The organism is Bacillus carboniphilus, assembly GCF_020524035.2.
Classification (GTDB): domain Bacteria; phylum Bacillota; class Bacilli; order Bacillales; family JAIVKR01; genus Bacillus_CC.
The window spans coordinates 2,953,462-2,979,259 of sequence record NZ_CP129013.1; the positions used below are offsets into that span (position 1 = coordinate 2,953,462).

The window sequence follows — 25,798 nt, forward strand, 5'->3', positions numbered from 1 at the left end:
TATTTATGTTGAATTTTTTGACCTTATTATTAAATGATGAGGAGGATAAAAATGACAATAACGTTCACGAGTGGCCCTATTGATAATACAAGTTTATTAATCAATCCTGTCGAAGTAAGAATAAGAAATACTGACTCGGCAAACCAGGCCAGTGTAACCATACGGTTTGTTAATGAGTCTACTTCACCAGAAACCTTGGTTAGTTCTAATTCTTTTCTTGTCAACGCTTCAAGTACAGAAAGTCTATCTTTTAATCCAGTTGGAATCTCATCTTTCTTAATTGAGATTGAAGTTAGTCTTGCCAACCGTAGCGATGAAGTAACTGCTACTACTGTGCAGCCAACTGCCACCCTTTTTTCTGGTGCTACTTTTGTTGAGTTTGAACGTTTTCTTGTGTCAAACCCTGAGCAACTACAAGAGATTGATTATCCTGAAACACCACAATTAAATTTGTTTGTTCCAGATTCAATCGGATGTGATGGAACCATTAATGGAGATGTAACCTTAGGGGGTGTCCCCCCAACCTGGAATTAGCGTGACTCTGTCAGCAAGTACGACAGGTGTTTCTTTTTCTCCAAATCCTGCAGTTACTAATTTAAGCGGAAGTTTTACCACGAATATATCCGTTGACTCTTCAAAGTTTACAACAGATGTTGTAGTTGGAGCGTCTGCTCAAGTTGGTAACCAATTTGTTCAAACGGTTGCTGTTATGAGTGTGTTATGTGGATTTGTCGTTTACACAGCAAATCTTGCCCCTCCATTTGGCGATAATGTTTCTGTCGTTGATGGAGTGACTAATAGTGTGATAGAGACTGTGACACCAGGACAAAGCCCTATTAGCGTTGTAGCCAATCCATCAACCAAGTTGGTGTATATTTCAAATGTTACTTCTATGGATATTTCTGTACTGAACGGAGAAACAAACACAATTATTGACACTATTAGCATAGGGGTATCTCCTGGTTTTCTAACTTTGACAACAAATACAATACCAACAAAATTGTTTGCACCATTAGACATAGCCTCTGTTTCAATTATTGATACTGAAACAAATCAAATCGTAGCGACATTATCCATTGGATCTGAACCTAGAGTTCCCTCCGCAAATCAACAAACGAATCTCGTCTATATCCCTAACAGTGATAATAACAATGTTTCCATTGTAGATGGGGAGACAAATACCTTAATTGGTACGATAACAGTGGGTGACTCTCCGCTTGGAGTGGCTGTTTCAGAAATAACCACACCACCTAAATTATATGTCACCAATAGTAATGATAACAATGTTTCTGTTGTGAATTTAAATACAAATACAATCATAAACACTATAACGGTTGGTATGCAACCTTTTCCTATTGCAGTTAATCAGACGACAGAATTGGTTTATGTAGGGAACAATGATGATGCCACTCTGTCTATCATTGATGCCAATACCGACACGATAATTTTAACAGCATTTCTTTCTTTAAATCCCTCATTTATAGCCATCAATGAAGAAACCAATCAGTTATATATCACTAATGGAATGCAGTTTCTTGGGGTGTTCGATGCGAACATAAACCAGTTAACAGATGTGGTTGTAGTAGGTGGAGGAGTCAACTCCGCTGCGGTTTTGACTTGCTAAAAAAGAGACTGTCACTTCAGTCTCTTTACATAACTTAGTCTAAGGATCTCAAAGAGGGGTTTAAAATATTAATAAGGATAACCTTGCAAATCGTAAAAATACTGGTCAAAATGACAGTCATATTTGTAACCCTGTCAATCCATTGAACCTCTATAAACAAGAGAATAATCCAGCTTAACAAAACAATAAACAAATATAGCGATAAGTTTATGACGACGGTTATGATTAAGGGATGTTCTTCGTTCACTTTCAAGTCGAACAACACATGGGCAAAAATGAAGAAGAAGCTATAAAAGAAGATATCAAAATTTGCGCCTGTAAAATCCATTTTTGTAGACACCCTTCAAAGAGAGATTTTTTTAAGAGTTTCATGATGATTGCTTTCTATCCATCTCTCTATTTTGCCCACTTATAGAAGTATATATGAGAGGTTTATACGAAGGAAATTAGTTTGGTTCCATATGGATATGAACATAATAAACATTATGTTTATCCATTAGGGCATGCTCTACATCGGTAGAAATATCATGGGCGTCGCAAATATCTAATTGACTATTTACAAGAATAATTAAATCCACAACCGATTGATTACCGTATCTCCTAGCCTGTATACTTTTCACTTCTTCTACTCCGTCAACATCTAATGCCGTTTCTTTATAACACTCAATATCTTCTTCATCATAGCCATCTGTTAAATAATGTGTCGCATCTCGGAAAATATCCAACCCTGTCTTGCAAATTAACACTCCCACAAAAAACGCCGCTAATGGATCTAGCCACGGGAGGTAAAGGTGGGCACCAATAATTCCAACAACCGTTCCAATACTTACTAAAGCATCAGATAAATTATCCTTTGCCAGCTGCATAAACGGCTTGGCTATTAATTTTCTTTGCTAAGTTTTTATTATATCGATAAACAGCGAACATTACAGCTGCACAAAAGAGTCCTGTATAGGCAGAAAACAAGTCTGGTGTTTGGGCATTTCCTTCTAAAACTGAAGCTCCAGCTTTAAATAAGACTTGAAAACCAACAATAATCATAATAAGTGATGCAACTAATGAACCGATGTTTTCCGCTTTCCAATGACCATACGTATGATCATGATCGGCTGGTTTACGTGAAAACCTTAGCCCAATTAAGACAGCAACTGAAGCGACAATGTCTGTTGCGTTATTCAAACCGTCAGCTCTTAAGGCTTCAGAGCCCGCCCAATACCCAACAATTAGTTTTAAAGAAGATAAAAATAAATAGGCGATAATACTAATAATAGCTCCCCGTTCACCTAATTTAATTTGTTCATATCTTTCTTGGTCCATTAGAATCCCTCCACTTCCTTACCCATTTCTATCGTATCAAGCCCATGCCGAGTGGGTCTATAGCAACGTTTTTTCGCCTTCCTATATAATTATGAGTTGTATAAAAAAGTTTTATTTAGCTAAAAAACATTGAATGAAACAACACAGTCTATATGTTCCTCTAGTTCCAATACATTTAAACAAACGTTTGATTAAATGATGTTTATTGTTGAAGAAGCCAAAAATATTCATTATGGAAAAAAGATTTAAAGTTTAAATGAGAGTTAATGAAAAGGAGTTTGACAACACTGAAGCCAACATCTATCTTTCATTTTTCCTATGATAAAATAAATAAAAAAATGTATGAAGGAAGGTAGGCATGGATATTTATCAATTTAATAAAGAGGTTGGAAAAAAGGTTGAAAAGTTTAATTCGGATTTTATAATGTCTCATATAATTCAAACTCAAAAACCGTCTCGCATAGGGTGTATGTATTTAGAAAAGAATGGAATCATTGGTTATCATGAAGCAGTTGTTCCACAGCTTCTATTGGTAGTTAACGGAGAGGGGAAAGTAAGAGGAGAAAAGGAAGAGTTTGTACATGTGAAAAATGGAGATGCCGTTTTTTGGGAAAAGGGAGAGTGGCACGAAACGAGAACAGATACTGGATTAACAGCCATTGTCATTGAAAGTAAAGAATTAAACCCGGCATCATGTATGCCTTTAGCAGAGAAAAAACGTATTTAAACAAACGTTTGATTAAGAAAAACAGGTAACCCATTAACCGGGAATATACCTGTTTTTTATTTCTTATTGGCGATAGTAAGCCCATTTTTAGTTGGTTTGTGAAACTTGTCCAATCAATATAGACAGTTCTTTCATATTATTAATATAAAAGATAGAGATTTCTTAGAAAAAATCTGAAAGAAAGGAGAACTGAAATGAATAGTAGATTGTGGGATAAAATGTTAATTGTTATGAATAGAGGAAAAATGAAGAATGACAAGAAAAAACTTTTTCTTGTATTTTGTAATCACAGAACTGGTTCAAGTGCAACAGCTGGAGTTTTATCTCAATTAGGTGTTCATATGGGTGATACACTTTTAGAGCCGAATGAAAATAATCCAAAAGGCTATTTTGAGAATAAGCTCTATGTCTCAATAAATGAAAATATTTTGCATGAGAATGGAGCAACGTGGATTGAACAGCCAAATTCTCTTAAGTTAAAACGATCATCCAGAATGGATAAGAAAATATCTGAATTCGTTGAAAGTCAGCAAAGGAATGTTTGGGGATTAAAAGACCCTAGGACATTATTAACATTCGAACTTTGGGAGCCTTTTTTAAAAAAAGACAATGACATCTATTATATTTTCGTTCATCGTGATTTTGAAGAATCGAAACAATCATTAATAAAACGAAATGGATTTTCCCCAAAGAAAGCAAATGACGTTTTAATCCCCTATTTGAAAAAACTTCATTATTATCGTCACATTTATTTGTCTTCTGAAGAAAAGATTATTGACGTTTCATTTGATAGTCTTGTCTCTAACCCCAGAGTATTTACAGCCCATATTAATCATTTACTAGGACATCCAGAAGAAAAAAATTTTAAAAAAGTATTTTCTTTTATAGATCAAAGCCTTAAACATTATTAGCCCTATTATAAAGAGAAATATGTGAGAACAATATTGAGCAATAAAGCTCATCAATTAAATCAGTAAACATTTATATTATTCAAGTTCTCCATACTTTCATAGAATGAAAAAGTGTGAATAACATATAGTGATAGTAAGTGAAATAATAGGATGTTCAGCAATGAATCTTTTGACAGAGCATCAAGTTGTTGTTTAATTTTAGGTTATCTTCTTTTGGATGGGGGAACTTTCGGATGAGTGACAATAAGGTATCTGTTATTTGTTGTTACAATAAAAAAGATGTTTTACAAGGCATGTTATACAAAAGCTTAGAAACACAAACCATATCATTTGAGTTTATTCCAATAGACAATACTAATAATCACTTGTTCACCTCTGCCTCAGCTGCACTTAATTATGGAGCTAGGAAAGCGAAAGGGGAATATGTGGTTTTTGTACATCAAGATATAAGGATTGACAGTCCTACCTTTTTGGAATCGCTTATTGATCATTTTGAATCTCACAAACCATGTTTATTAGGTTTAGCCGGAAGAAGTGAAGATTTTCATGCCTATTCCAATATGAAGCACGGGAAAAATCAAGATGCAGGGTCGAAAACTTTGATCACACCTGTATTAGTTCAAACGCTAGATGAATGTTTTATTGCATCCGAAAGAGATCTCTTTCTTCAGTATCAATTTGATGAATGTTTATGTGATAGTTGGCATCTATATGCTGTTGACCTATGTCTTTCTTGTGGGAAGGATGGAATTAAGTCGTATGTAGTTCCTGAACCAGCTTACCCACCAATCTACTGGTGATTTGGATAGAAAGTACTACAAAACTTTAAAAGAACTAATAGAAAAGCATAAAGATCATTATGACGTTATTTATACGACAAATACAATTGTTCGAACGGACCATTAAACAAACGTTTTATTAATGAAAAACAGGCAAACCTTTCGACTAAAAGTGCGTGTTCAAAAAGTAGGGAAAAAAAGGACGCTGAAGAACGAGGCGGTCTGCTTAATGAACACAGGCTAAGTACAGCCACGTCCTGTGGCAACGCCTGCGCTAGCCCGTCCTGGGCGTCGAAGCACTCACAGTGTACGTTCTTGGTACATGAGGAGCGGAAAAGCAAACCAACAAAGTTATTCAACCGACATTTTTTTAGGGCTTTTTGAACAACCTCTAAAAGGTTTGCCTGTATAGCTAAACAGTATCTTTCACCTCATAAAAATGAAAAGTAGCTTTAAACAATCTCATCATTATTCCTCCTTACTGATTAGTATCAATTATAAAATTAGTTAAAAAACATACGGCTATGTTTGCTTTTTACTTCTTCCATTAACTCTTCGACATGTTGCTGATGATGGATTTGTTGTGGTGTCATTTCACGTCTATTGACGGTAACGACAACAAAGAAAAGGTTAATCGTCATCTATATCACCTCCTTTAAAAAAGTACCTTCGTTGTTTCTTAAATTCAGCTAAGTCATATAAAGGTCTTTACAAATAATCAAAAAAACTCCAAGAGAACTTCTCCTGGAGTGAAAAAAACATATAAAAACTACAGGAAATGTTGCTCGTCCTGTAGCAATAAACAATCATAAACATATACATGTTTAAAGGATAGAATATATCGGCACAGGTCGAATAATATATGGTGTTTTTGTTGGTAGAGATAAATAAATGGATTGGTTAAACATGTTATCCGACCTCCTTAGTAATAATTTTCTAGTAACATTAAAACATACTTAGAAAGGTTTGTAAATACCAATTTAGTATTTTTTTTCTTATTAATAAAGAAGTTTCTGAATAGGAGAGTATATTAATGGATAAAAACAAGTTGTTTCTTATTTTTTGTCTTCACCGTTCAGGTTCAAGTGCAACAGCTGGAGTGTTAGCTCAATTAGGCGTTCATATGGGGGATAATCTATTGCAACCTAGTGAAACGAACTCAAAGGGATATTTTGAAAATAAAGACTTTGTATCCATAAATGAAGTGCTTTTGTACGAGAATGGAGCGAATTGGGCTAAGCAACCAAATCCTTTTAATTTGACGTTATCATCCAAAATGGAACAGGTCATTTCCAAGTTTATCGATTATCATCAAAGAGCTGTTTGGGGACTGAAAGATCCGAGAACTTTATTAACATTTGAACTGTGGGAATCTTATTTCAAAAGAAGCAATGATATTTACTATATTTTTGTTCATCGTGACTTTCAAGAATCAGTGGTATCTTTAATGAAAAGGCACCAATTTACTGAACAAATAGCATATGAAATCTTGATTCCTTATTTAAAAAGACATTATTACTATCGTCATATTTATTTATCGTCAAATGAAAAGGTTATTGATATTTCATTTAATGATCTCGTATCAGACCCAAGTTTATTTACAGCTCAAATGAACAAAATTTTAGGAAACCCAAAAGAAGAAAACTTAGAAAAAGTACGATCTTTTATAGAAGAAGATTTAAAACACGAATAGAGGACGGTCCTTATGTTTTTTCCTCTAACGTGTATTGTTCAGTAAGTCTCAATATATGTTAAACTATCATTATTAAAAATGTACAGAGAGTGATATTGTATGCCTGATTGGTCCTATCATATTCTTTTTAAACCATTTCTTTCTAAAATGTCATCTTTAACGTCTAGAGAGTTTATCCATCGAGGGATGAATACTGTTGCATCTCTCCCTGGAGGATCACATATCATCAATTTCCTAGGAAGAGAAGAATGTTCTCCTTTGTTAAAGAAGACTAAAGATCAGATTGTCTTTTCGAATCCAATTGGTATTTCAGGTAGCCTTGACCCTCAACTAACAGGAACAAAGGCTTTTACAAATTTAGGGTTCGGTTTCATTGAGATTGGTCCGGTTACGGTCGAGAAAAGAGAAGGAAATGCAACTGCAATTGATTTCAAAAAACAAACGATTGATTTTCTTGAAAAATTCGAATCTATTGGATTAGAAGCGACAAAGAGAAAGCTGCAAAATATAGAGTTTAAACAGCCGTTATTTATTCGTCTAAAAGGTACGAGTGAAGAAAAGCAATGGATGATTCAAGAATTAGAGGAGTTTGCATCCGCTTTTGTTGTTGAGGATAAGGATGTGGAAAGGCTTCATACGAAGAAACCGATTTACTTAGCCATACATATTGATCAGGCGTCTATGGAAGGAATAAAGGAATATGAGGGAATTATTCTTGAGGACGAGTATGACCCTCAAAGATATGTAAAGGTCATCAGTGATTTAAGAGAAACCGGGTACGATAAGACAATTATGACAGTAGGAGCTGTGAAAGAGCCGCAAGATGCTTTGGGAATCATAGATGCAGGAGCAGATTTCATCATTCTTAGTAAAGAATATGTCTTTTCAGGTCCTGGTTTAACAAAAAGGATTAATGAAGCGCTTCTTAATCGACTGTCAACAAAGAATGAAGTGATAGATGGCTGGCAATATTATTGGTTGTTCGGTTTAATGATCGTCATAGGGGGGATATTAGCCCTGTTCATCAGTTTACAATCTGTTTTATTGCCCTACGATGAACAGTTTCTGCAGACGACTAAAGATGAAATATGGTCTTTCAATAAAAGAATTCTCTTATTTATGTCTCATGATCGAATGACGTTAGCTGGTACGATGATTTCAGGTGGAATTGTGTATATGTCATTGGCGAGACATGGTGTAAGAAAAGGGTTACTTTGGACTAAGCAAGCAATAGATATAGCTGCAATTGTTGGGTTTTTAGGCATATTCTCATTTATTGGCTATGGTTATTTTGATTGGCTACATTTAGTCTTTTGGTTACTATTAATTCCCTTTTACTTATTAGGTTTTATCAAAACAAAGGGGTTAACGAATACGCCTAGTTCAACCAATCTAAGAAACAATAAATGGTGGAAGCTTAGTTTGGTTGGTCAGCTTTTCTTTGTCATTCTCGGCTTTTCTTTTGTCATTGGTGGGCTAGTTATATCCTATATTGGCGTAACCAATGTGTTTGTATCAACAGATCTATTATACCTTTGTATGCCTCCAGAGATTTTAGATGAGTTTAATCAAAGGTTGATTCCTGTTATTGCTCATGATCGAGCAGGGTTCGGGAGTGCTCTATTAAGTGTTGGCTTATTAGTTTTGATGCTTGCGCTTTGGGGGTTTCAACAAGGGAATCGATGGATGTGGTGGACGTTATTTGTCGGTGGTCTACCCGCTTTTTTCACAGGAATTTGGATTCATTTTAAGATTGGCTATACAACCTTTATTCATTTATTACCTGCTTATTTTGCTTTGTTTTTATTTGTCATTGGTCTAATACTCAGTTATGCATTTTTACATAAGGGTGATGAAGGATGATCCTTGAGAACAAAAATGGACTTATTTTGATTAGGCAAGACCAATTAAGTGAACGGAATTGGAGAACGGACGATACGTATAAACTAAGCTTCTCTTCCTTTGGGGAAACGAAATATGGGATAGAAGGAGAAGAGATCTCTCTAGATAAAGGGGAGTTTCTCATCTTTAATCCTTCCGTCCAACATAGACAACTGAAAGCAACGAAGGAAAAGTTTCTTGTAGAAATCAACTCTTCGTTGCTTTATGATGTAGCAAAACAAATAGGTGGAATGACAGAGCCGGAGTTTTCTTTCATAACGTACAGACAGCCACAAATTGAACAATGGACGTCTTTTGTTCGAAACTTTTTGCTGGCAAGCAATGATTCAGACTCGAATCAACTTTTTCTCGAAAACAGCCTTACGCAACTAGCCATCTTGATGCTACAATACGGCATTGGCTCCCATCAAGCCGATTTTCCAAGAATCAATTGTAAAGAAAATATTCAATCTGTGATCCATGCGTTAAAAGAAAACTATGATGAAGAATGGAGTCTTGATCAAATGGCAGTGATAGCTCAGATGGGTAAGTATCAATTTGCCCACCTTTTCAAGGAAGAAACGGGTCTTTCTCCTTATTCATGGCTGCAATTATATCGTCTTTTCTCTAGCCAAGGAAAACTGATTTATACCGATCAAACGATTTTAGACATTGCCCTTGATCATGGATTTAAAAGTGTCTCTTCCTATAATCATTTATTTAAAAAGGTTTATCGAAAAACGCCACGACAGTTTAGGTTGAGCCATCGTATAAAGCAAGCCAATCAAACTAGAAAGAATAATAATTAGACCACTAAAGATCATGAGCTGCCTAATGGAAAAGATGAGTGAGAGTAGTCCGAATAAACTTAATGATAGGGTGTTAGCTAAATATAATAGAAAAGCATTTGAGCTGAACGCCCGTCCCATTTTCTGTTCAGGAACAATGGTTTGAATTAAGTAAACACGTGATAAGCCGGAGATCGGTAAACCAATTCCTACTATTATGACACCAATGAAAAAGTGCAAAGGTTGATTAAAAAAGCCAAGGTAGGCGATTCCTAATCCCCAAACGATCCCCCCGATGAGGTAAGATTTCATCGTTAAGTTCTTAAAGAAGATAGGTAAGACTAAGTTCGTTAAAATGACGATGGCACCAAACACCCCTTGCAAGGCACTATAAAACTCCTTACTATTTGAACTTACTTCTGTAAGGGAGAGTAATAGCCCTACTTGCCAAACCCAAGTATTGAAAAATACGATTGTGAAAGTGAAAAGAAATAGTTTGCGAATCGTTAATTCATTTTTAGCCCACATGAAAAATTCAAAGATTGAAGTAAAGATAGACTGAATCGATTTTTCTGTGATTGTTATGGTTTCTTTGAAATGAACTTTTGAAAGACAGTACGCACTTAATAAATAGGTTAAGGCATCTATCGTAAAAAAAGTGAATGACTCCGTATGAGTTTAGCATCCAGATTGATAGAAAGGGGCTCAAAATGGTGATCCCTCTTGTGACGGTATCATGTAAGCTGTTTGTACCCGCTCTTTCTTTTTCTGTCGTAATTTTTGGTAGAACTGTTCTGTGCGCGGGGTTAAAAAAACAACCAAGGCTTTGAATGAGGAAACTAATAAAGAGCAAATAATAGTAAGAAAGAGAACCGATAAAATAAAAATAAACAATAGATAAAATGAGTGGAACTCGTAATAAATCTAAAAGGATCAGTAACTTCTTTTTTGGAACCCAATCTGTTATGACTCCGCCGATAAGACCGAAGAGCAAATAAGGTAATGTTTCAGCGATCGCGATTCCAGTCGTATGAGCTTTAGATCCTGTTATGTCATAAGCTAAAAATAGAAAAGCCATCCCAGATAAAACATCTCCTAGTTTGGATATGCCTCCACCCAAAAGATAGTAACGTATATTTTGATTCTTCCAAATTTGTTTATACAATTTAATCACCTCAAGGAACACTTTATCGAAAAAGAAATCAATATTCTGCTTCTATATTGCTAAGATTTAGGGCAAGATATTGCAGAAATATAATCTGATTTTTCAGAATAATAATATTTATAATCAAGGATAGACAATGTAAGAGCATATACGAGCATAAGTCAGTATGTTTAAGAGTAATAGATATGTAATCACGTTAGAAGAAGAGAAGAGAGCAGGACATGCAGTACCAAGTCATATGGTATTTTCATTTAATCAAATAGTTATGTAGAATAGGTTTATAGTTTTGCGGTAATCCTAGATTAAACAATTATTCAATAAACAGGAGATGTCTAACACAGATGTTAAAAAACAAAAAAGTAGCCTTTTTAGGAGCAGGATCAATGGCAGAAGCGATTATTTCTGGAATGATCCAAGCTGAAAAGCTTCCAAGTGAACACATTATTGTTACAAACAAAAGTAACCAAGAAAGACGAAATGATCTTGAAAATAAATATGGAATTACTGGAGTAAAGCTAGATGAGCTAAATCTCGATGAAATTGATATGGTTGTTTTAGCGATGAAGCCTAAGGACGCAGAAAAGGCACTTTATTCAATAAAGAACCAATTAAATTCAAGCCACATTATTATTTCTGTAATGGCTGGAATTACAACATCTTATATAGAAGATTGTATAAATGAACAATGTCAAGTTGTACGTGTCATGCCGAATACGTCTAGTATGATCGGTCAGTCTACTTCAGGTATGTCATTTGGTTCAACTGTTCAGAACGAAAGTGTCTCTTTATGTAAGGAGTTAGTAGGAACCTTTGGAGAAGTATTCGTTATCGATGAAGATAAAATGGACTTGTTTACTGGAATCGCGGGGAGTGGTCCTGCCTACTTCTATTATTTAATGGAACATATCGAACAGGTTGCAATAGATGGTGGGTTAGATAGTGAAACGGCTCGAAAGATTGGTGTACAAACGATGTTAGGTGCATCACAAATGATGGTCGAACAAGAAGAATCGCCATCTGAATTACGGGAAAACGTCACATCTCCAAATGGAACGACAGCTGCAGGGCTTCATGCGTTAAAGAAAAATGGTGCAGGAAATGCAATTTCACAAGCCATTAAGTCAGCAGCTAAACGATCGAAGGAATTAAGTTCCAAGGAGCCTGAATTAGTATTGACCGCTAGTCGCTAGATTTTATACTGATAGAGGTTGTTTAAAAAGTCCTAAAAAAATGTCGGATGAATAACTTTGTTGGTTTGCTTTTCCGACACTCCGACGCCAGGATTGGCTAGCACGGGTGTTGTCCCTAGGATGGGGACGTTCTTAGCCCGTGAACCATTGTACGTACACTGCGAGTGCTCAAAGCTACACCGCCTCGTTCTTCAGCGTCCTTTTTTCCTTACTTTTTAAACACGCATTGATATATAAACTACAGGAGTGATTCTTTGAATTCGTCTCATGCTCAAAAAATAGTCGTTAAAGTTGGTAGCAGTTCATTAACAAGTATGCATGGGGAAATTAGCCGTAAAAAGCTAGAAAAATTAGTGAATGAAATTGTTCAACTAAAAGATGATGGACATGAAGTCATCGTTGTTTCATCTGGTGCAGTAGCAGCAGGCTATCGTAAACTTGGTTGTTTGGAACGCCCACAAACGTTACCTGAAAAACAAGCGGCTGCTTCAATCGGACAAGGTTTATTAATGGAAGCTTATTCTGACTTGTTCATATCACATGGATATGTTGCGTCACAAATATTAATAACAAGGGATGACTTCTCAGATCGAACGCGCTATAACAATGTTAGAAATACGATGAATGTTTTATTAGATCGTGGAATTATTCCGATTATTAATGAGAATGATTCGTTAACGGTGAAAAACTTGAAGTTTGGTAATAATGACGTTCTTTCAGCAAAAGTGGCGGGCTTAATCGATGCAGATAAACTGATTATCTTATCTGATATTGATGGGCTATTTAGCTCTGATCCAAGGAAAGATACGAATGCGAAGTTATTAAAAAATGTTCATGAAATTACGAAAGATATAGAAAAACTTGCTGGTAGCTCAAGTAGCACAGTTGGCACAGGTGGAATGAAAACGAAGCTTGACGCCGTAAAAATTGCGATGGCATCAGGAATTCCTGTCTTTTTAGGAAAAGCTAATAGTGTAAATATTCTTTCTGATGCGGTCAATAAAAAAGCAATAGGGACGTATTTCGAGCAGAAAAAGAAAAAAATCCTTTTAAATAAGAAAAAGCACTGGATTGCTTTTCATTCAGAGCCTGAAGGTGAGCTAGCAATAGATCCTCATGTAAAAGAAGAGATGATTGAAAGTAAGAAAAATTTACATTTGGATGATGTTTGCGATGTAAAAGGACAGTTCCACTCTGAAGATGTTGTCAAAATCACCGACTTAGATGGAAAAGAGCTCGGATTAGGAATTGTCAATCATTCATCAGATCAGATTAAAGATTTAAAACAGGATTATGAAGAAGAGGACAATACAACTGTCATTGATCGAAAAGATTTTGTGTATTTCGACCTATCTGTACCAGCAAATTTATAGATAAAGCGAAGAATAACGTTAGGTAATAAATGGAAGTTAATCTCTAGAAAAGGGTGATCCTTGTGATTACAACGGAAAACAGTATTGAAAAACAAGCGATAAAAGCAAAAGAAGCATCAAAGACCTTAACGATGTTAACAGAAGAAGAAAAGAATACGGCCTTACTGACAGTAGCAGAAGAGCTTGAAAACAACGTCCAAACGATCATTAAAGCGAATCAAATTGACTTGGAAAATGGTGAAAAAAAAGGCTATGAATCGGCCTTTATAGACCGTCTTTCTTTATCTAAGGAGAGAGTGTTAGATTTTGTTCAAGGGTTACGTGAACTTGTTAACCTTGAGGACCCAACGGGAAAAGTAATATCTAACTGGACGTTAGAAAATGGACTAGAGGTTTCCAAAGTGACCGTTCCACTAGGTGTTATCGGCATGATTTATGAGGCTAGACCGAACGTAACGGTGGATGCAACAGGAATCGCATTAAAATCTGGAAATGCAATTGTCCTTAAAGGAGGATCATCAGCGATTTCTTCCAACAAAGCGATCGTAGAGATCATTCATCAAGGGTTAGAGAAAACGAAAATACCGAAGGATGCAGTGCAGCTGATCACTTCTACTGACCGTGAAGCCACGAAGCAAATTTTCACGATGAAAGAACATATTGATGTATTAATTCCCCGTGGTGGAAAATCGTTAATCGATGCTGTTGTGAATAATGCGACCGTTCCCGTATTAGAAACGGGTGTTGGAAACTGTCATCTTTATATTGATGAACAAGCAGATCCTAAAATGGCGCTGAATATTATGGTTAATGCAAAAACCGATCGCCCAGCTGTATGTAATGCGGCTGAAACCTTAATTATTCATGAAAACTGGTTAAATGCTAATTTAAGGGATTTAGTGAAGGTGTTAAGTGAGCACACTCTATTGCGGTACATGGTGACGAAACAATCACAAATCTTATTCCTAATGCTACATTAGCGACAGAAACAGATTGGACCGATGAATATTTAGGGTTAGAGATTGCGATCAAAGTTGTTCGTTCTATGGATGAAGCAATCGAACATATCGAAACGTATGGAACGAAGCATTCAGAAGCAATCATAACAGAAAACAAAGAAAATGCGGAGAAGTTTTTAAATGTCATTGATGCAGCTGCTATTTATCACAATGCGTCAACCAGGTTTACAGATGGAGGAGCCTTAGGATTTGGCGCTGAAATCGGCATATCGACGCAAAAACTTCATGCCCGCGGACCAATGGGTCTACCTGAACTAACAACGACGAAATTTACCATGAGAGGGAACGGACAAGTTCGATAAATGAATAAAAAGAAAGCTGTCTATTATTCGAGAGTATGAGTAATAGGCAGTTTTTTTGTTTTAAGATCAGAAAGCATTCCTGTATTTAAGCAAAAATGAAGATTGAACAAAAAAGCCATCTTGGTATGATACGAGGTGCACAGCTAAGAATCCCTTAAATAGACCAAGGAAGACTTAATACGAAGTATAAAAAAACGATAAGTTTTTAAAACTGACAGAAAAAACCTTAATTATAAGAGTAGACATTACCAAACATAAACATGTAGCGCGAGCGCATAAACTTTGTTCTTAATAAGACAGTACTTTCACCGTTGTCTAACTTCAGCGTCCAGTGAATGGTGTTACTTTCGAAGTACACGATGTGCAAGCATCAACGTTGCTTACTTAAAGGGTGTGGCCATTTTTAGTTGATAATCCTCTGTAGTAGATGATGATCCATTTTCTCCACGATAAGTCAGCGGAGACGTCTCCAGAACGGAGGTGGATCTACGTTTTCCACTCTTTTTATTGTCTTTTTAAGACTTCAATATCGTATTTCATAGCGTATATGTCTTTATTTAAAATATCGGTCTTGGTGTCTATATGCTTTGTTGTTCGGTCTATATATTCTCCGACTTGGTTAATAAGGTTTTGCTGAAGGCTATCAACTTTAGTGTCCACTATATCAACCTTTTCACCTAATATGTCCACCTTGTTTTCTAGCTTATCGAACTTCTTTTCGGTAGATTCTTTAAAATTGTTTAATTCACTAGATATAGAATCAATCTTCTTTAAAATTAATTGTAAAGTTTCTTCCATGTTCCCTATTCCTCACTTTCATTATCCCGGTACTTTTTCGGCTTATACTTTTCATTTTTCTTCAACTTTTTTTCAGCTTCTAAAACGTCTGCCTTATAAAACAATTGTACGTTCCCTTCTTTTATGAATGGTTTTAGCGTTCCTTGTTCAATGATCTTTTGAAGCCTAGCCCTTCCAATATTTAAGTGAGTCCTAACGCTGTTACTTGTTAGTACTTCAGTTTTAATATATACTCTTAATTCATCTTCATTATTAAATATTAATTTACTCATTCGTTATCACGTCTTTCTTTTCAGCAACTTCACCAAACATTTAATTGGAAATAAAATACTATAACCGTTATAAAAATCATGACCCAATAAATAACAATATACCATATTGAAGATAGATTTTCATCCAATCATTCAACAACAAATACAAAGAAAAAAGATAACGCTAGTAAGTAAAACAGTTGTTAGTATTCCTAACTCAAGTTTCTTGTATATATCTTTTAACATTTTCTTTCATAGATTAAAATGTTACAAGGAGGATGAAGAAAGGCGATGGAACCGCCTTTCTTCATCACTTACTTAACACTTTTTCTTTCATTTACTAGCTTGGATATTCTCTCTACGGTTCTTCTTGTAAGTTTGCCAACCGCTTAGGATGATTATTATCAGTGATATGTTGGTTAGGATAACTGTGAAATTGAATCATTTGTAGTAAACCAAGCTAGTAATCATTGAAAGCATTTTTTCCACTCCCCTTTCAGTATACCAAAACTACATACGAATGTACATACTTATTTATATATTCATATCGTTTATTTTTCATAGACTTCAAACAATAAAACAAAACAAGAACACATGAATTAACGTGCGTTCCCTTCTAATTACTTCTCAACCTCGATCAAGTTTATTCTATTTTCTTTACACTTAGCAACTAGGATCTTTATCCCCTACTTTTTGAACACGCACTATAAGTAAAAACCATTAAAGGTCTAAAAATAATTGTAATATTACAAATATTAAAACTTTAGAAAAATGATTCATTTTCACTATACTAATCGGAGCCTCACTTCATATGTTATACAGTGTGTTTTTACAGAGACAGAAGGAGGGTTAAGAATGAATCTTTTTCAAGAAACGTATTACGTTTGGGTGAATAGTGATTTGGAAAAAAGAGAATGGGAATTAAAAATTATTGAAAACCCAGACGATCTACAAGCACAAATGAGAGTTGAAAAGAATTAAAGGTCTTTATAAGAAAAAAGCACCTGTTTCACTTAGGTGCTTTTTTACCGTTTTTAGTTTAAAATATGGATTTAATTGAAATGATTTCAAAGGATTGTTTCGTGTTACGTGGAATTAATAATGTAGGATTGAAAAGGATGTGATGGCGTGAGTATGAAAGAGGAAGTAGAAAAATTAATTCAAGAGACAAGAGAATTAGACGAAAAATTAAACTCATTAAATACATTAGAGCATTTAAAAGCACTAGAAGAAATTCTTTCACAGCATAAAGTAGAGATTGAAAAATATTTAGGAAGAGAAATTAGCTGAATTATCTTCTTCTAAAGGGATATCCCCATCCATACCGAATACATTTGTTAATGACCTTAAGGATGTGGTTCGATTGAGATGGTGGAAAAACATTGAGGAAGCTTTCTTTGAGTCGAGTGAACGGGAGAAGACCATTAACACATCTGAACAGGATTTACAAAAAAGCTTGCTAAAACATATAGAAACAGTAGATAACCATATGTCCATGAACCAATATTTATAAAGGGAAACGATAATGATGTTGAAAAAGAAGACGATTATCTTTGGAAGCACTTTGGTTGTTGGTGTGTTTTTTATAAAAAAAGCAATAGAATATGAAGGCAAAAAAACGTTGTTAAAGCAACGTTTTTTCATTAATGTATTAACAATAAACAACCGTAATCTCTTCACAAACGACGAGCATATCTTCATTAAATGAAGGAAGCGCACTTGTAAAAAAGTCAATATCGCCGAAATGCCAAGATGTATAGTTTTGATGATGGATATTGGCTTCTTGTGAAAAAGAACTCCACACGTTTTTCACTGAATGATGTATCATCATAACTTCTTTCGTTAACTGATCTTGTTATCGATTAATTGAATAATTTTCTCGTAATAATTGAATGAATGAGGAACAAACTGATCTTTGCTTACGAAATGATGGATTTTTTCTTTTAAACTTTCTTCGTTATAAGTAAACCCTTGAATCTCAATCTTAGTTTTGTTTCCTAAAAATAACTCTTTGAAGTCTTCAAATTTGACTTTGACCATTCCTGAAACTTCTTCATGTTGGAGGTGATAGTCGTCAAACGGTTGATTATTTTCTAATAAAAATACATGAGCAAATTCATTGTCAATAAACGAACCTTTCTTCACGCAATAGCGAACAACTTCTAGTGGGATAAGCGATTCAAAAGGAACGTCTAGGCCAATTTCTTCTTTAAGTTCTCTTACTCCGTCTTTTATAGACTCATGCTCAAGAAGGTGCCCAGCAGCTGTAATGTCCAATAAATTGGGCCAGTCTTTTTTAAAAGGACTTCTAACTTGTAAGTGGATGTACGTCTTGTTCTCCTCATGACTAATAATCCAACATTGAAAGGTTTCATGCCATAGCCCTTTTGTATGAACTTCTTCTCGTGTGGCAACTCCAAGTGTCTTTTTATTGTCGTCAAATATTTTTAATGTTTCATTATTCATTATTAACTCCTTCAAAAAGTGATTTGGTCTATTATAAGTGCGTGTTCAAAAAGTAGGGGAAAAGAGCCGAGAAGAACGAGGCGGTGTAGCTTTGAGCACTCGCAGTGTACGAACTCTGTACATGAGAAGCGGAAAAGCAAACCAACAAAGTTATTCGACAGCAATTTTTTATGACTTTTTGAACAACCATTATAACAAAATTTTTTAGTGAATCTTTATTATTGAGGAAAGGTAATGTATAAAAATAAAGGAGATGGAAGAAATGTGTGGTCGGTTTTCTTTAGCAACAGACATGGAGTTGCTTCATGAATTATTTGAAATCGAAATGAATGAAGCATTGACCCCTAGGTACAACATTGCTCCTTCTCAACCTGTTCTTTCTATTATAAATAGTCAAGATGGCTATAGAGCAGGGTTTCTTAGGTGGGGATTAATTCCACCTTGGAGTAAAGATGAAAAAATCGGCTATAAAATGATTAATGCAAGGTCGGAAACGCTTGATGAGAGAAAGTCATTTAAAAAACCATTACAATCGAAACGTTGTTTAATACTCGCAGATGGATTTTATGAATGGAAAAAGGAAGGGTCTGTTAAAACCCCTTACCGTTTTATTATGAAGAACCAACGTCCATTCGCATTTGCAGGATTATATGAAAAATGGCAGAACGGTTCAGAAACGATTTTTAATTGCACGATCATTACAACTGAACCTAATGATTTAACTAAAAAGGTTCATGACCGCAGTCCTGTCATTTTGACGAAGGAGGAACAATCATCATGGTTAGATAGGAATGAGCAGGACTTAAAAAAGCTTAAGCAATTATTAAAGCCTTATCCTGCTACAGAGATGGAAATGTATCAAGTATCCTCTTTTGTAAATTCACCTAAAAATGACAATAAAACTTGTATTGAACCAGTTAAGAAGTAACCTCTTTTCCTGTATAGCAGAAACAAGTGGTCAAATGATCATTCACCATACCAGTAGCTTGCATAAATGCATAGCATATGGTCGGTCCTACAAATGTAAAGCCTCTTTTCTTTAAATCTTTACTCATATGTTTGCTTATTTCTGTAGTGCTAGGAACTTCTTCTAGTGATGTAAAGTGGTTAATAATTGGTTTTCCATCCACAAAAGCCCATATGTATTGACTAAATGAACCAAATTCGTCAACGATTTTAATATAGGCATGGGCATTACGAACAACTGCCTGAACTTTTAATCGATTACGGATAATCCCCTCATTCTTTAACAGTTCATCTATTTTTTGATCATCATATTGAATGATTTTCTGAGGGTCAAAGTAATCAAAGGCTTGCAAATAATTCTCACGCTTCTTTAAAACGGTGTACCAGCTGAGTCCAGATTGAGCGCCTTCTAAATTTAATAACTCAAATAGCTTTTGATCATCGTATACTGGCACTCCCCATTCATGATCATGGTAATCAATGTAAAGGGGATCGTCATTCACCCAACCGCATCGATTCATAAAAAACGCCTCCCTCATGTTTTTCCTCAGTATAAAGGGGAAAGACGAGGGAGGCAAGTATGTTATAAATAGATTTTCGGCTTTTAAAAAGGAATTTTAACAAAGTGAAAACGTATAAAAATTTGTCCTTATTTGGTTGGTGCTTTTATTTTTGTCTAGCTCCAGCTCCCAGCGTCTGGTAGCGCTTTCGACGCACAGGAGGTGCTAGCATCATCGTTGCCACAGGACGTGGCTGAACTTAGTAGATCCTCCGCTTTCGGGTTTTTCGTGTTTCCTTTATCTCATGCGGCGATGCACACGAAGTGCTAGCGTCAACGTTAGTTCGCGCGTCGTGACTGTTCTTAGTTGACGTTCCAATTGTTGTGCGTCGCTAAACGGGCGCTTGCGCTTTTCTTATAAACTATGCTCCTTTCCAACTATCAATTAAGTCTTGGTTTTCATCAATCCACTTTTGAGCCCCTTCCTCTGGGGAACTATCTTCAATATATTTCATTAATGTACCGAGTTGTTGATCATTGAGCTGCCAGTTTTGAAACATTTCGAACACATTAGGATAATCAGTATCGAAGTCTAGACGCGTTAAAAAATAGATATCATCTGGCTCCCCATAAACACCTTTCGGGTCTTCTAAATATTTTAAGTCATATTCAGAAAAAGCCCAATGTGGATTCCATAAGGTGACAGCGATCGGTCTTTCTTCTTCATATGCTTTTTTTAACTCAGTCATCATTGCAGGTTCTGATGATGTTAATAAATCAATATCTAAATCATATGCTGAGAGCATTTCTTTATCCGTAATATCCATCAAACTTGTTCCTGCTTCAATTCCAACAATTTGGTTGTCAATTTCATCTTTTATCTTTGATAAGTCTTCTAAGGAATTTACTTCCTCCATATAAGTCGGTACAGCAATTCCAAGCCCAGTTCCCTCATACCAAGCATTCCCTTTTATAATATCGTCTTTGTAATCCTCATAAAAAGGTTCATCGGTGAATGGTAGCCAAGCTTCAGGGGCAATATCTAAATCTTTTTTTTGCTATCCCAGACCAGACGGCTGCTTTTTCCAGTTCTTTTAACTCGACAGAGTACCCTTCATTTTCGAGAATAATTTTCCACATGTTTGATACAGCAATATTTTCAGCCCAGTTGTTGATTCCGAAAACAAAGTTTCCTTTCTCCCCTTCCTCATTTTCTCCTTGTGAACAACCACTAAGAATGACGTTAAAGGAAAGAACAAAAAGTAAACTAAGCATTACAAATCTTTTCAAAAGTGTCTCCTCCTTATATCTAATATGACTTAGGGTAAATAAGATACTTTCAACCTTTAAGTTAGTCTTCCATATGGAAGCAGATCTATACCTATAGTGATTAAGAACTAGTAAATCTGAACTCTTCCTAATACTTTGGATAGAAGATCATTTTATGGATAGCATAACAATTGGAGATAAGCACTTTATAACTTTTGAATTTTATTCTATTAAAAAATTTAGAAAAGAGTGTTAACGACATGAGTGATAGCGTAAAAATCAAAATTCGAGTAGATAAAGTAACGAAAATCTTTGGGAAACAGCCTAAAAAAGGTTTAAAACATCTTCAAGAAGGAAAAAGCAAAAAAGATATATTGAGTGAGACGGGGATGACTGTTGGGGTCAATCGGGCGAGTTTTGAAGTAAGAACTGGAGAGATTTTTGTCATCATGGGTTTATCGGGGAGTGGAAAATCCACTTTAGTACGTTTGTTGAATCGTTTAATCGAACCTACAGATGGTCATGTATACATAGATGGTAACGATCTTATCAAAATGGATCAGGCTGCTTTACGTGAAGCAAGGCGTAAAAAAATGAGCATGGTGTTTCAACGTTTCGCGTTATTTCCACACCGTACCGTTATAGAAAATGCCGCATACGGATTAGAAATACAAGGTGTCAATAAAGAAGAGCGGGAGAAAAAAGCGAACGAATCTTTACAATTAGTTGGATTAGCCGGTTATGAACATAGTTTACCGGGAGAACTAAGTGGAGGTATGCAACAAAGAGTAGGGCTAGCAAGAGCGCTTGCAAACGATCCAGATGTTTTGTTAATGGATGAAGCGTTCAGCGCATTGGACCCTTTAATTCGCAAAGATATGCAAGACGAACTATTGGAGCTTCAAGAGAGTATGCATAAGACAATCATTTTTATTACACATGATCTTGATGAGGCTCTTCGAATAGGGGATCGAATTGCATTAATGAAGGATGGGATGATTGTACAAGTAGGAACACCTGAAGAAATTATGACTAATCCAGCAAATGATTATGTTGAGCGATTTGTTGAGGATGTAAATTTGGCAAAAGTGATTACGGCAGATCTAGTGAAAACACGTCCTGAAACGATTCAAATGGATCGAGGACCTCGAGTTGCATTGAAGCTTATGAAGGATACAGGCTATTCTACGCTCTATGTGGTTAATAAGAAAAAAGAATTTTTAGGTATTGTGAAGGCGGATGATGTGAACGAAGCTATTTCTAAGCAAAAAGAGTTATCGGATATTGTCATTAAAGATATAGAAAAAGTTCTTCCTGAGACGGTCTTAGAGGATTTATTTGATAAAATGGCTGCTTCGCCCTATCCATTGCCTTTAGTAGATGATGATGGCCGAATTCAAGGTATTGTAAAAAAGAGAAAGTGTGATTGAAGCGCTAGCAGGACACACACTCAATGAGGAAGGAGAGGATCAAGGTGAATAATATTCCGAAGATACCTTTGGGAAGATGGGTAGATGTAATTGTTACGTGGATTGAGGAAAACTTTGCTTCTTTTTTCAACCTTATTAGTGATGCGATCGAAGGGTTTGTCAATAGCATTGTTTTATTACTTAGTGTTCTTCCTGCCTTAGTTTTAATCTTAATCATTGCTGCTCTTGCTTATTATAGTAGTAGAAACTGGGGGCTGACTATTTTTACATTGATAGGGTTAACCTTCATTTGGAATTTAGGGTATATGGAACAAACAATTGATACGCTAGCTCTTGTATTAACTTCTGTGATTATTTCTGTGATTGTTGGAATTCCATTTGGGATATGGGCTTCACAAAGTTCACGTGTCTCAAGAATCATTACCCCAATATTAGACTTTATGCAAACCATGCCGGCCTTCGTCTATCTTATTCCATCTATCTTATTTTTTGGGATAGGCGTTGTACCTGGGATCATTTCTTCAGTCATATTTGCTATGCCACCAACGATACGTCTGACCAATTTAGGCATTCGTCAAGTACCTGAAGATTTGGTTGAAGCCGCCAATGCGTTTGGCTCAACAACGAGACAAAAACTATTTAAGCTGCAACTGCCACTTGCGATTGGTACAATAATGGCTGGAATTAATCAAAGTATTATGCTGGCATTGTCGATGGTTGTCATTGCTTCTTTAGTAGGAGCACCAGGTCTAGGGGTAGAAGTCTATCGTGCGGTAACGCGTATTGAAGTAGGTTCGGGATTTGAAGCGGGACTTTCCATCGTCATTTTAGCGATCATATTAGATCGAATTACTCAAAATTTAAAGCCGAGTAGAAAGTAATGTCCTATTTAAACGAAGCACCTCTCTAGTTAGGTGCTTTTATTTAGAGAACTAAGTTGACTTTTGAAAAAACAGTATATTAAAAAGGGATTTTACCGTCTAAACTATTAGCAGTTTTTGATTGTAGGATATATTCCTCGTTTCTTTTCCTAAATATCCACTTATATACAAAATTCCACACTACTTATACAATTAAATTGTGCGTTTCCCCAAGCACTCAATGATGTACATGCATATAGTATTCTATAAATGTTAAAAGGGGGGAGTCCAGTGCCGTTTATTGGCTGTGATTCATCTAGTAATGGGGGGAGCAGTAATGGGGGGACGACATGTATATGTACAACGCTTGAAAATTTAATAGGTGATCATGTCTTGTTAACAAAGATTGATGGAGCTATGTTATATGCGTTTGGAGATCTTGAATCGGGAACTACTTGTTTTATCACGATTTATTTTCGTGTATCGAATGTGAACTTAACGAGTGGATGTGTAGTGTTTGAATTGTTAAGACCACTAGGGCAAAGATCTATTACTTTACCTAATAGTGTGTGCTGTGTACCACTAAATCAAGTTTGTAAAGGGCAGAATTTGTCGGTGAATGTAACAAATCAGTTTGTTACAGTAGATTGTGATTGTTTATGTTCCGTTCAGGAAATTTTCCCTGTAGTCGTTGAGAGTGTTTAGATTTAGAGCGATGTGTCTTAATCAAAATATTATTAATTAAATAGGATGTTTAACTAATAATAGTCATGTCTTGTGATTGAAAACTTTTCAAGAAAATAAGTTCTAATCTGACCTCTTTTTATTTTCTATACCTAGCTTTAGCTTGCGGAAGCACCTGCTTAGCAGGAGGTGTGGTATAAAACCACCTACTTTTAGTAGCATTTCTTTTAGTCGGCTTTAGCCGATAAAACTCGTAGGCGGTTCAGTCCGCCTACGAGAAACCTCCGTACTTTAGTGCGGAGTCGTTTAGTAGGGGAAACATGGGAGAAATAAAATATACAAAGAGGATTAACAAGGTTAAAATTTTACCCCAAGCCCAATAGTGTTCAAAACTTTGGTTTTGGGGAAAATAAGGATTGAATCTATTTATTTTAGGTTTAGTCTAAAAAGTATGAAATTTAAAAAATATCAAAATGATAAACAGATTTATTAAAAACAATAGTTCAATGTTGCCGATACCCTTGCAGTAGCTGTATCAGTACCAGTGCCAGAAGCATCAACTGAAATCGTTTCTAATTCTGCAAGTGTAACAGATTCGCATTCACCTGCATCTACTGTAACGGTTGTGACACCACCATTAGAAACAACTAAACTTACATCTAATGGGTCATTGGTTGATGAAGTATTTTCAATAAGGATCGTACCGTTTATTGAAAAATTTGTACTATTCATCCATACTGTTGAAGACATGGACGCGGTAAAGGTTAAATCACAACAAATGGCATCATTGACACAGCATTTATCAGTCCTACAACTCCCTATACTTGCCAAATGGTAACATCTCCTCTCGTTTTTTATTTTATGATTTCTATTGAAGGAAGGTGATAAATGTGGGGAAAAAGGGCTTAGTATGATGTTTTTGATGAGCATGGATTACCTTCAATTACTATCTTTGTTTTCTTGAGAACACATATCTTGTAGGTTAAATCAATGAGGATGTCAATATCAAGGTGACACGCACTTTTGTGAACATTTAGGATTAAAAAGTCTAAATCGCATAATTGACTTTTTATTTTGGCCCCTTTTGGGATACATAACATCACTTTTTCTGTTTTATAAAAATCAATTAAAGGAAAAAATGGATGGGTGTAACATGGTATCTGGAGTAATCCAAAAATAGAAAGAATTACTTGCGATATAGGTAAAGTATTATGGCTAGTACAAATATGATTGATTCGTTTTCTACATTGATTGTCTACTTCTTTTATGTCAAACTGTAGCATCTGAATGTTTGTTATAGTCTGTCCAATAAGTTCTTTTATTTGAGTAGGATGTTGGAATGTTTTTTTGCAATAATGTAATTGTAGTTCTAATATTCCCTTGCAATATTGCTTGTTTTCTTTGCAAAATAAAGAAATTGTTTTGATGTCACAAATGGTAATGGCTTTACATTGATTGGGAGATAAAGTGAAATTCTTATCTTTATTAATGGAGAGGGTTACATTTCCAAAATGATTTTTGACGATAACCGTTGCGACGATGAAATAATCAGTGTTATTTTCCCATAAATTTCTATGTTGATTTATGTTACATTTTTTTTTGAAAGGGATACAAACAACATCACTGTATACACACTGGACAGTTTTTATCTTTTTCCGAATGGTAATTTTGCTATTTTTTACAATCCAATCCGTGACTCGATCTACATTAATGACATGACAATGTTCTTTCGCTTCAATCTTCTCTAAATCAGTGTTGTTTTTAAAAACCATTTGTGTCACATCCTCACTTATCCTTACATAAGCA

26 protein-coding genes and 4 pseudogenes are annotated in these 25,798 nt (G+C 35.4%); 18 read left to right on the plus strand and 12 right to left on the minus strand.

Going from position 1 to position 25,798, the window contains the following annotated elements; all coding sequences use genetic code 11:
* Positions 1-51: 51 nt before the first annotated feature.
* Together LC087_RS15225 and LC087_RS15230 are read left to right on the plus strand one after the other, a co-directional pair.
* On the plus strand, positions 52-534 hold the full coding sequence (locus LC087_RS15225) for a hypothetical protein (protein WP_306019683.1): 483 nt from the start codon (positions 52-54) through the stop codon (positions 532-534).
* The gene (locus LC087_RS15230) at positions 512-1,624 is read left to right on the plus strand and encodes a YncE family protein (RefSeq protein ID WP_306019684.1); all 1,113 of its coding nucleotides are present in this window, start codon (positions 512-514) and stop codon (positions 1,622-1,624) included. The genes LC087_RS15225 and LC087_RS15230 overlap by 23 nt, the downstream gene beginning before the upstream one ends.
* Before the next feature lie 446 nt (positions 1,625-2,070).
* Here the strand turns inward: LC087_RS15230 and LC087_RS15235 are convergent.
* A pseudogene (locus LC087_RS15235) lies at positions 2,071-2,941 on the minus strand (cation diffusion facilitator family transporter).
* A 358-nt stretch (positions 2,942-3,299) separates the two neighbouring features.
* On the opposite strand from LC087_RS15235, the gene LC087_RS15240 reads away from it, so the two are divergent.
* The 3 genes from LC087_RS15240 (at position 3,300) to LC087_RS15250 (ending at position 5,379) form a co-directional block, all read left to right on the plus strand.
* On the plus strand, positions 3,300-3,668 hold the full coding sequence (locus LC087_RS15240; protein WP_226540545.1) for a cupin domain-containing protein: 369 nt from the start codon (positions 3,300-3,302) through the stop codon (positions 3,666-3,668).
* 194 nt (positions 3,669-3,862) lie between these two features.
* Complete coding sequence (locus LC087_RS15245; protein ID WP_226540547.1) at positions 3,863-4,579, plus strand: sulfotransferase family protein; 717 nt, start codon at positions 3,863-3,865, stop codon at positions 4,577-4,579.
* A 233-nt stretch (positions 4,580-4,812) separates the two neighbouring features.
* Entirely contained in the window at positions 4,813-5,379 is a 567-nt protein-coding gene (locus LC087_RS15250) for a glycosyltransferase (protein WP_306019685.1), read from the plus strand.
* A 482-nt stretch (positions 5,380-5,861) separates the two neighbouring features.
* On the opposite strand, the gene LC087_RS15255 is transcribed toward LC087_RS15250, so the two are convergent.
* On the minus strand, positions 5,862-5,999 hold the full coding sequence (locus LC087_RS15255; RefSeq protein ID WP_226540550.1) for a YrzI family small protein: 138 nt from the start codon (positions 5,997-5,999) through the stop codon (positions 5,862-5,864).
* A gap of 392 nt (positions 6,000-6,391) precedes the next feature.
* On the opposite strand from LC087_RS15255, the gene LC087_RS15260 reads away from it, so the two are divergent.
* From LC087_RS15260 to LC087_RS15270, 3 genes are all read left to right on the plus strand, one after another.
* Positions 6,392-7,051, plus strand: coding sequence for a sulfotransferase family protein (locus tag LC087_RS15260; protein ID WP_226540552.1), 660 nt, complete (start codon positions 6,392-6,394; stop codon positions 7,049-7,051).
* 99 nt (positions 7,052-7,150) lie between these two features.
* A complete protein-coding gene (locus tag LC087_RS15265) occupies positions 7,151-8,914 on the plus strand; it encodes a dihydroorotate dehydrogenase (protein WP_226540554.1) in 1,764 nt (587 codons plus the stop codon).
* The gene (locus tag LC087_RS15270; protein WP_226540555.1) at positions 8,911-9,741 is read left to right on the plus strand and encodes a helix-turn-helix domain-containing protein; all 831 of its coding nucleotides are present in this window, start codon (positions 8,911-8,913) and stop codon (positions 9,739-9,741) included. The genes LC087_RS15265 and LC087_RS15270 overlap by 4 nt, the downstream gene beginning before the upstream one ends.
* Here the strand turns inward: LC087_RS15270 and LC087_RS19770 are convergent.
* The gene (locus tag LC087_RS19770; RefSeq protein WP_371932611.1) at positions 9,649-10,248 is read right to left on the minus strand and encodes an MFS transporter; all 600 of its coding nucleotides are present in this window, start codon (positions 10,246-10,248) and stop codon (positions 9,649-9,651) included. The two genes, LC087_RS15270 and LC087_RS19770, sit on opposite strands and share 93 nt — an antisense overlap.
* A 7-nt stretch (positions 10,249-10,255) precedes the next feature.
* Entirely contained in the window at positions 10,256-10,885 is a 630-nt protein-coding gene (locus LC087_RS19775) for an MFS transporter (RefSeq protein ID WP_371932612.1), read from the minus strand.
* A gap of 341 nt (positions 10,886-11,226) precedes the next feature.
* On the opposite strand from LC087_RS19775, the gene proC reads away from it, so the two are divergent.
* From proC to LC087_RS15290, 3 genes and pseudogenes are all read left to right on the plus strand, one after another.
* Positions 11,227-12,075, plus strand: a complete 849-nt coding sequence (gene proC, locus LC087_RS15280) for a pyrroline-5-carboxylate reductase (RefSeq protein WP_226540557.1) — start codon at positions 11,227-11,229, stop codon at positions 12,073-12,075.
* Between the two features lie 314 nt (positions 12,076-12,389).
* Complete coding sequence (proB, locus tag LC087_RS15285) at positions 12,390-13,448, plus strand: glutamate 5-kinase (RefSeq protein ID WP_371932705.1); 1,059 nt, start codon at positions 12,390-12,392, stop codon at positions 13,446-13,448.
* A gap of 131 nt (positions 13,449-13,579) precedes the next feature.
* A pseudogene (locus LC087_RS15290) lies at positions 13,580-14,769 on the plus strand (glutamate-5-semialdehyde dehydrogenase).
* A gap of 504 nt (positions 14,770-15,273) precedes the next feature.
* Here the strand turns inward: LC087_RS15290 and LC087_RS15295 are convergent.
* Positions 15,274-15,567: a coiled-coil domain-containing protein gene (locus LC087_RS15295; RefSeq protein WP_226540561.1), complete on the minus strand. Its 294-nt coding sequence runs from the start codon at positions 15,565-15,567 to the stop codon at positions 15,274-15,276.
* Positions 15,568-15,572: 5 nt separating this feature from the next.
* Positions 15,573-15,839, minus strand: coding sequence for a hypothetical protein (locus LC087_RS15300; RefSeq protein WP_226540562.1), 267 nt, complete (start codon positions 15,837-15,839; stop codon positions 15,573-15,575).
* 834 nt (positions 15,840-16,673) lie between these two features.
* Between LC087_RS15300 and LC087_RS15305 the strand changes: the two genes are divergently transcribed.
* The 3 genes from LC087_RS15305 (at position 16,674) to LC087_RS15315 (ending at position 17,331) form a co-directional block, all read left to right on the plus strand.
* Positions 16,674-16,799 (plus strand): hypothetical protein, encoded by a 126-nt coding sequence (locus LC087_RS15305; protein ID WP_264189909.1) that lies wholly within the window; start codon positions 16,674-16,676, stop codon positions 16,797-16,799.
* 147 nt (positions 16,800-16,946) lie between these two features.
* Positions 16,947-17,108: a hypothetical protein gene (locus LC087_RS15310; RefSeq protein WP_226540563.1), complete on the plus strand. Its 162-nt coding sequence runs from the start codon at positions 16,947-16,949 to the stop codon at positions 17,106-17,108.
* 73 nt (positions 17,109-17,181) lie between these two features.
* A complete protein-coding gene (locus LC087_RS15315; protein ID WP_226540564.1) occupies positions 17,182-17,331 on the plus strand; it encodes a hypothetical protein in 150 nt (49 codons plus the stop codon).
* 138 nt (positions 17,332-17,469) lie between these two features.
* Here LC087_RS15315 and LC087_RS15320 read toward each other — a convergent pair whose 3' ends face one another.
* Complete coding sequence (locus LC087_RS15320; RefSeq protein WP_226540565.1) at positions 17,470-17,646, minus strand: ASCH domain-containing protein; 177 nt, start codon at positions 17,644-17,646, stop codon at positions 17,470-17,472.
* A 14-nt stretch (positions 17,647-17,660) separates the two neighbouring features.
* Positions 17,661-18,284, minus strand: a complete 624-nt coding sequence (locus LC087_RS15325) for an NUDIX hydrolase (protein WP_226540566.1) — start codon at positions 18,282-18,284, stop codon at positions 17,661-17,663.
* A 262-nt stretch (positions 18,285-18,546) separates the two neighbouring features.
* Here LC087_RS15325 and LC087_RS15330 point away from each other — a divergent pair, with 262 nt between their 5' ends.
* Positions 18,547-19,212: an SOS response-associated peptidase gene (locus LC087_RS15330; RefSeq protein WP_226540572.1), complete on the plus strand. Its 666-nt coding sequence runs from the start codon at positions 18,547-18,549 to the stop codon at positions 19,210-19,212.
* Here the strand turns inward: LC087_RS15330 and LC087_RS15335 are convergent.
* Positions 19,202-19,771 (minus strand): DNA-3-methyladenine glycosylase I, encoded by a 570-nt coding sequence (locus tag LC087_RS15335; protein WP_226540574.1) that lies wholly within the window; start codon positions 19,769-19,771, stop codon positions 19,202-19,204. The genes LC087_RS15330 and LC087_RS15335 overlap by 11 nt on opposite strands.
* A 400-nt stretch (positions 19,772-20,171) precedes the next feature.
* Positions 20,172-21,024, minus strand: a pseudogene (locus LC087_RS15340) (glycine betaine ABC transporter substrate-binding protein).
* Between the two features lie 254 nt (positions 21,025-21,278).
* Here LC087_RS15340 and proV point away from each other — a divergent pair.
* From proV to LC087_RS15360, 3 genes and pseudogenes are all read left to right on the plus strand, one after another.
* Positions 21,279-22,500 (plus strand): annotated as a pseudogene (gene proV / locus LC087_RS15350) (glycine betaine/L-proline ABC transporter ATP-binding protein ProV).
* Positions 22,493-23,329, plus strand: a complete 837-nt coding sequence (locus LC087_RS15355) for an ABC transporter permease (RefSeq protein ID WP_226540580.1) — start codon at positions 22,493-22,495, stop codon at positions 23,327-23,329. Before proV ends, LC087_RS15355 begins: the two are co-directional and overlap by 8 nt.
* Positions 23,330-23,599: 270 nt before the next feature.
* Entirely contained in the window at positions 23,600-24,013 is a 414-nt protein-coding gene (locus LC087_RS15360) for a CotY/CotZ family spore coat protein (protein WP_226540582.1), read from the plus strand.
* Between the two features lie 468 nt (positions 24,014-24,481).
* Here the strand turns inward: LC087_RS15360 and LC087_RS15365 are convergent, their stop codons facing one another.
* Together LC087_RS15365 and LC087_RS15370 are read right to left on the minus strand one after the other, a co-directional pair.
* A complete protein-coding gene (locus LC087_RS15365) occupies positions 24,482-24,823 on the minus strand; it encodes an S-Ena type endospore appendage (RefSeq protein ID WP_226540584.1) in 342 nt (113 codons plus the stop codon).
* A gap of 74 nt (positions 24,824-24,897) precedes the next feature.
* Positions 24,898-25,764, minus strand: coding sequence for an S-Ena type endospore appendage (locus LC087_RS15370; protein ID WP_226540586.1), 867 nt, complete (start codon positions 25,762-25,764; stop codon positions 24,898-24,900).
* Positions 25,765-25,798: the final 34 nt, after the last annotated feature.

Bases quoted from the DNA above. Each gene is read 5' to 3' on its own strand.
- LC087_RS15225 (WP_306019683.1), top strand. From the start codon at position 52: ATGACAATAACGTTCACGAGTGGCCCTATTGATAATACAAGTTTATTA.
- LC087_RS15240 (WP_226540545.1), top strand. From the start codon at position 3,300: ATGGATATTTATCAATTTAATAAAGAGGTTGGAAAAAAGGTTGAAAAG.
- LC087_RS15245 (WP_226540547.1), top strand. From the start codon at position 3,863: ATGAATAGTAGATTGTGGGATAAAATGTTAATTGTTATGAATAGAGGA.
- LC087_RS15250 (WP_306019685.1), top strand. From the start codon at position 4,813: ATGAGTGACAATAAGGTATCTGTTATTTGTTGTTACAATAAAAAAGAT.
- LC087_RS15255 (WP_226540550.1), bottom strand. From the start codon at position 5,999: ATGACGATTAACCTTTTCTTTGTTGTCGTTACCGTCAATAGACGTGAA.
- LC087_RS15260 (WP_226540552.1), top strand. From the start codon at position 6,392: ATGGATAAAAACAAGTTGTTTCTTATTTTTTGTCTTCACCGTTCAGGT.
- LC087_RS15265 (WP_226540554.1), top strand. From the start codon at position 7,151: ATGCCTGATTGGTCCTATCATATTCTTTTTAAACCATTTCTTTCTAAA.
- LC087_RS15270 (WP_226540555.1), top strand. From the start codon at position 8,911: ATGATCCTTGAGAACAAAAATGGACTTATTTTGATTAGGCAAGACCAA.
- LC087_RS19770 (WP_371932611.1), bottom strand. From the start codon at position 10,248: ATGTGGGCTAAAAATGAATTAACGATTCGCAAACTATTTCTTTTCACT.
- proC (WP_226540557.1), top strand. From the start codon at position 11,227: ATGTTAAAAAACAAAAAAGTAGCCTTTTTAGGAGCAGGATCAATGGCA.
- proB (WP_371932705.1), top strand. From the start codon at position 12,390: ATGCATGGGGAAATTAGCCGTAAAAAGCTAGAAAAATTAGTGAATGAA.
- LC087_RS15295 (WP_226540561.1), bottom strand. From the start codon at position 15,567: ATGGAAGAAACTTTACAATTAATTTTAAAGAAGATTGATTCTATATCT.
- LC087_RS15300 (WP_226540562.1), bottom strand. From the start codon at position 15,839: ATGAGTAAATTAATATTTAATAATGAAGATGAATTAAGAGTATATATT.
- LC087_RS15305 (WP_264189909.1), top strand. From the start codon at position 16,674: ATGAATCTTTTTCAAGAAACGTATTACGTTTGGGTGAATAGTGATTTG.
- LC087_RS15320 (WP_226540565.1), bottom strand. From the start codon at position 17,646: ATGATACATCATTCAGTGAAAAACGTGTGGAGTTCTTTTTCACAAGAA.
- LC087_RS15325 (WP_226540566.1), bottom strand. From the start codon at position 18,284: ATGAATAATGAAACATTAAAAATATTTGACGACAATAAAAAGACACTT.
- LC087_RS15330 (WP_226540572.1), top strand. From the start codon at position 18,547: ATGTGTGGTCGGTTTTCTTTAGCAACAGACATGGAGTTGCTTCATGAA.
- LC087_RS15335 (WP_226540574.1), bottom strand. From the start codon at position 19,771: ATGAATCGATGCGGTTGGGTGAATGACGATCCCCTTTACATTGATTAC.
- LC087_RS15370 (WP_226540586.1), bottom strand. From the start codon at position 25,764: ATGGTTTTTAAAAACAACACTGATTTAGAGAAGATTGAAGCGAAAGAA.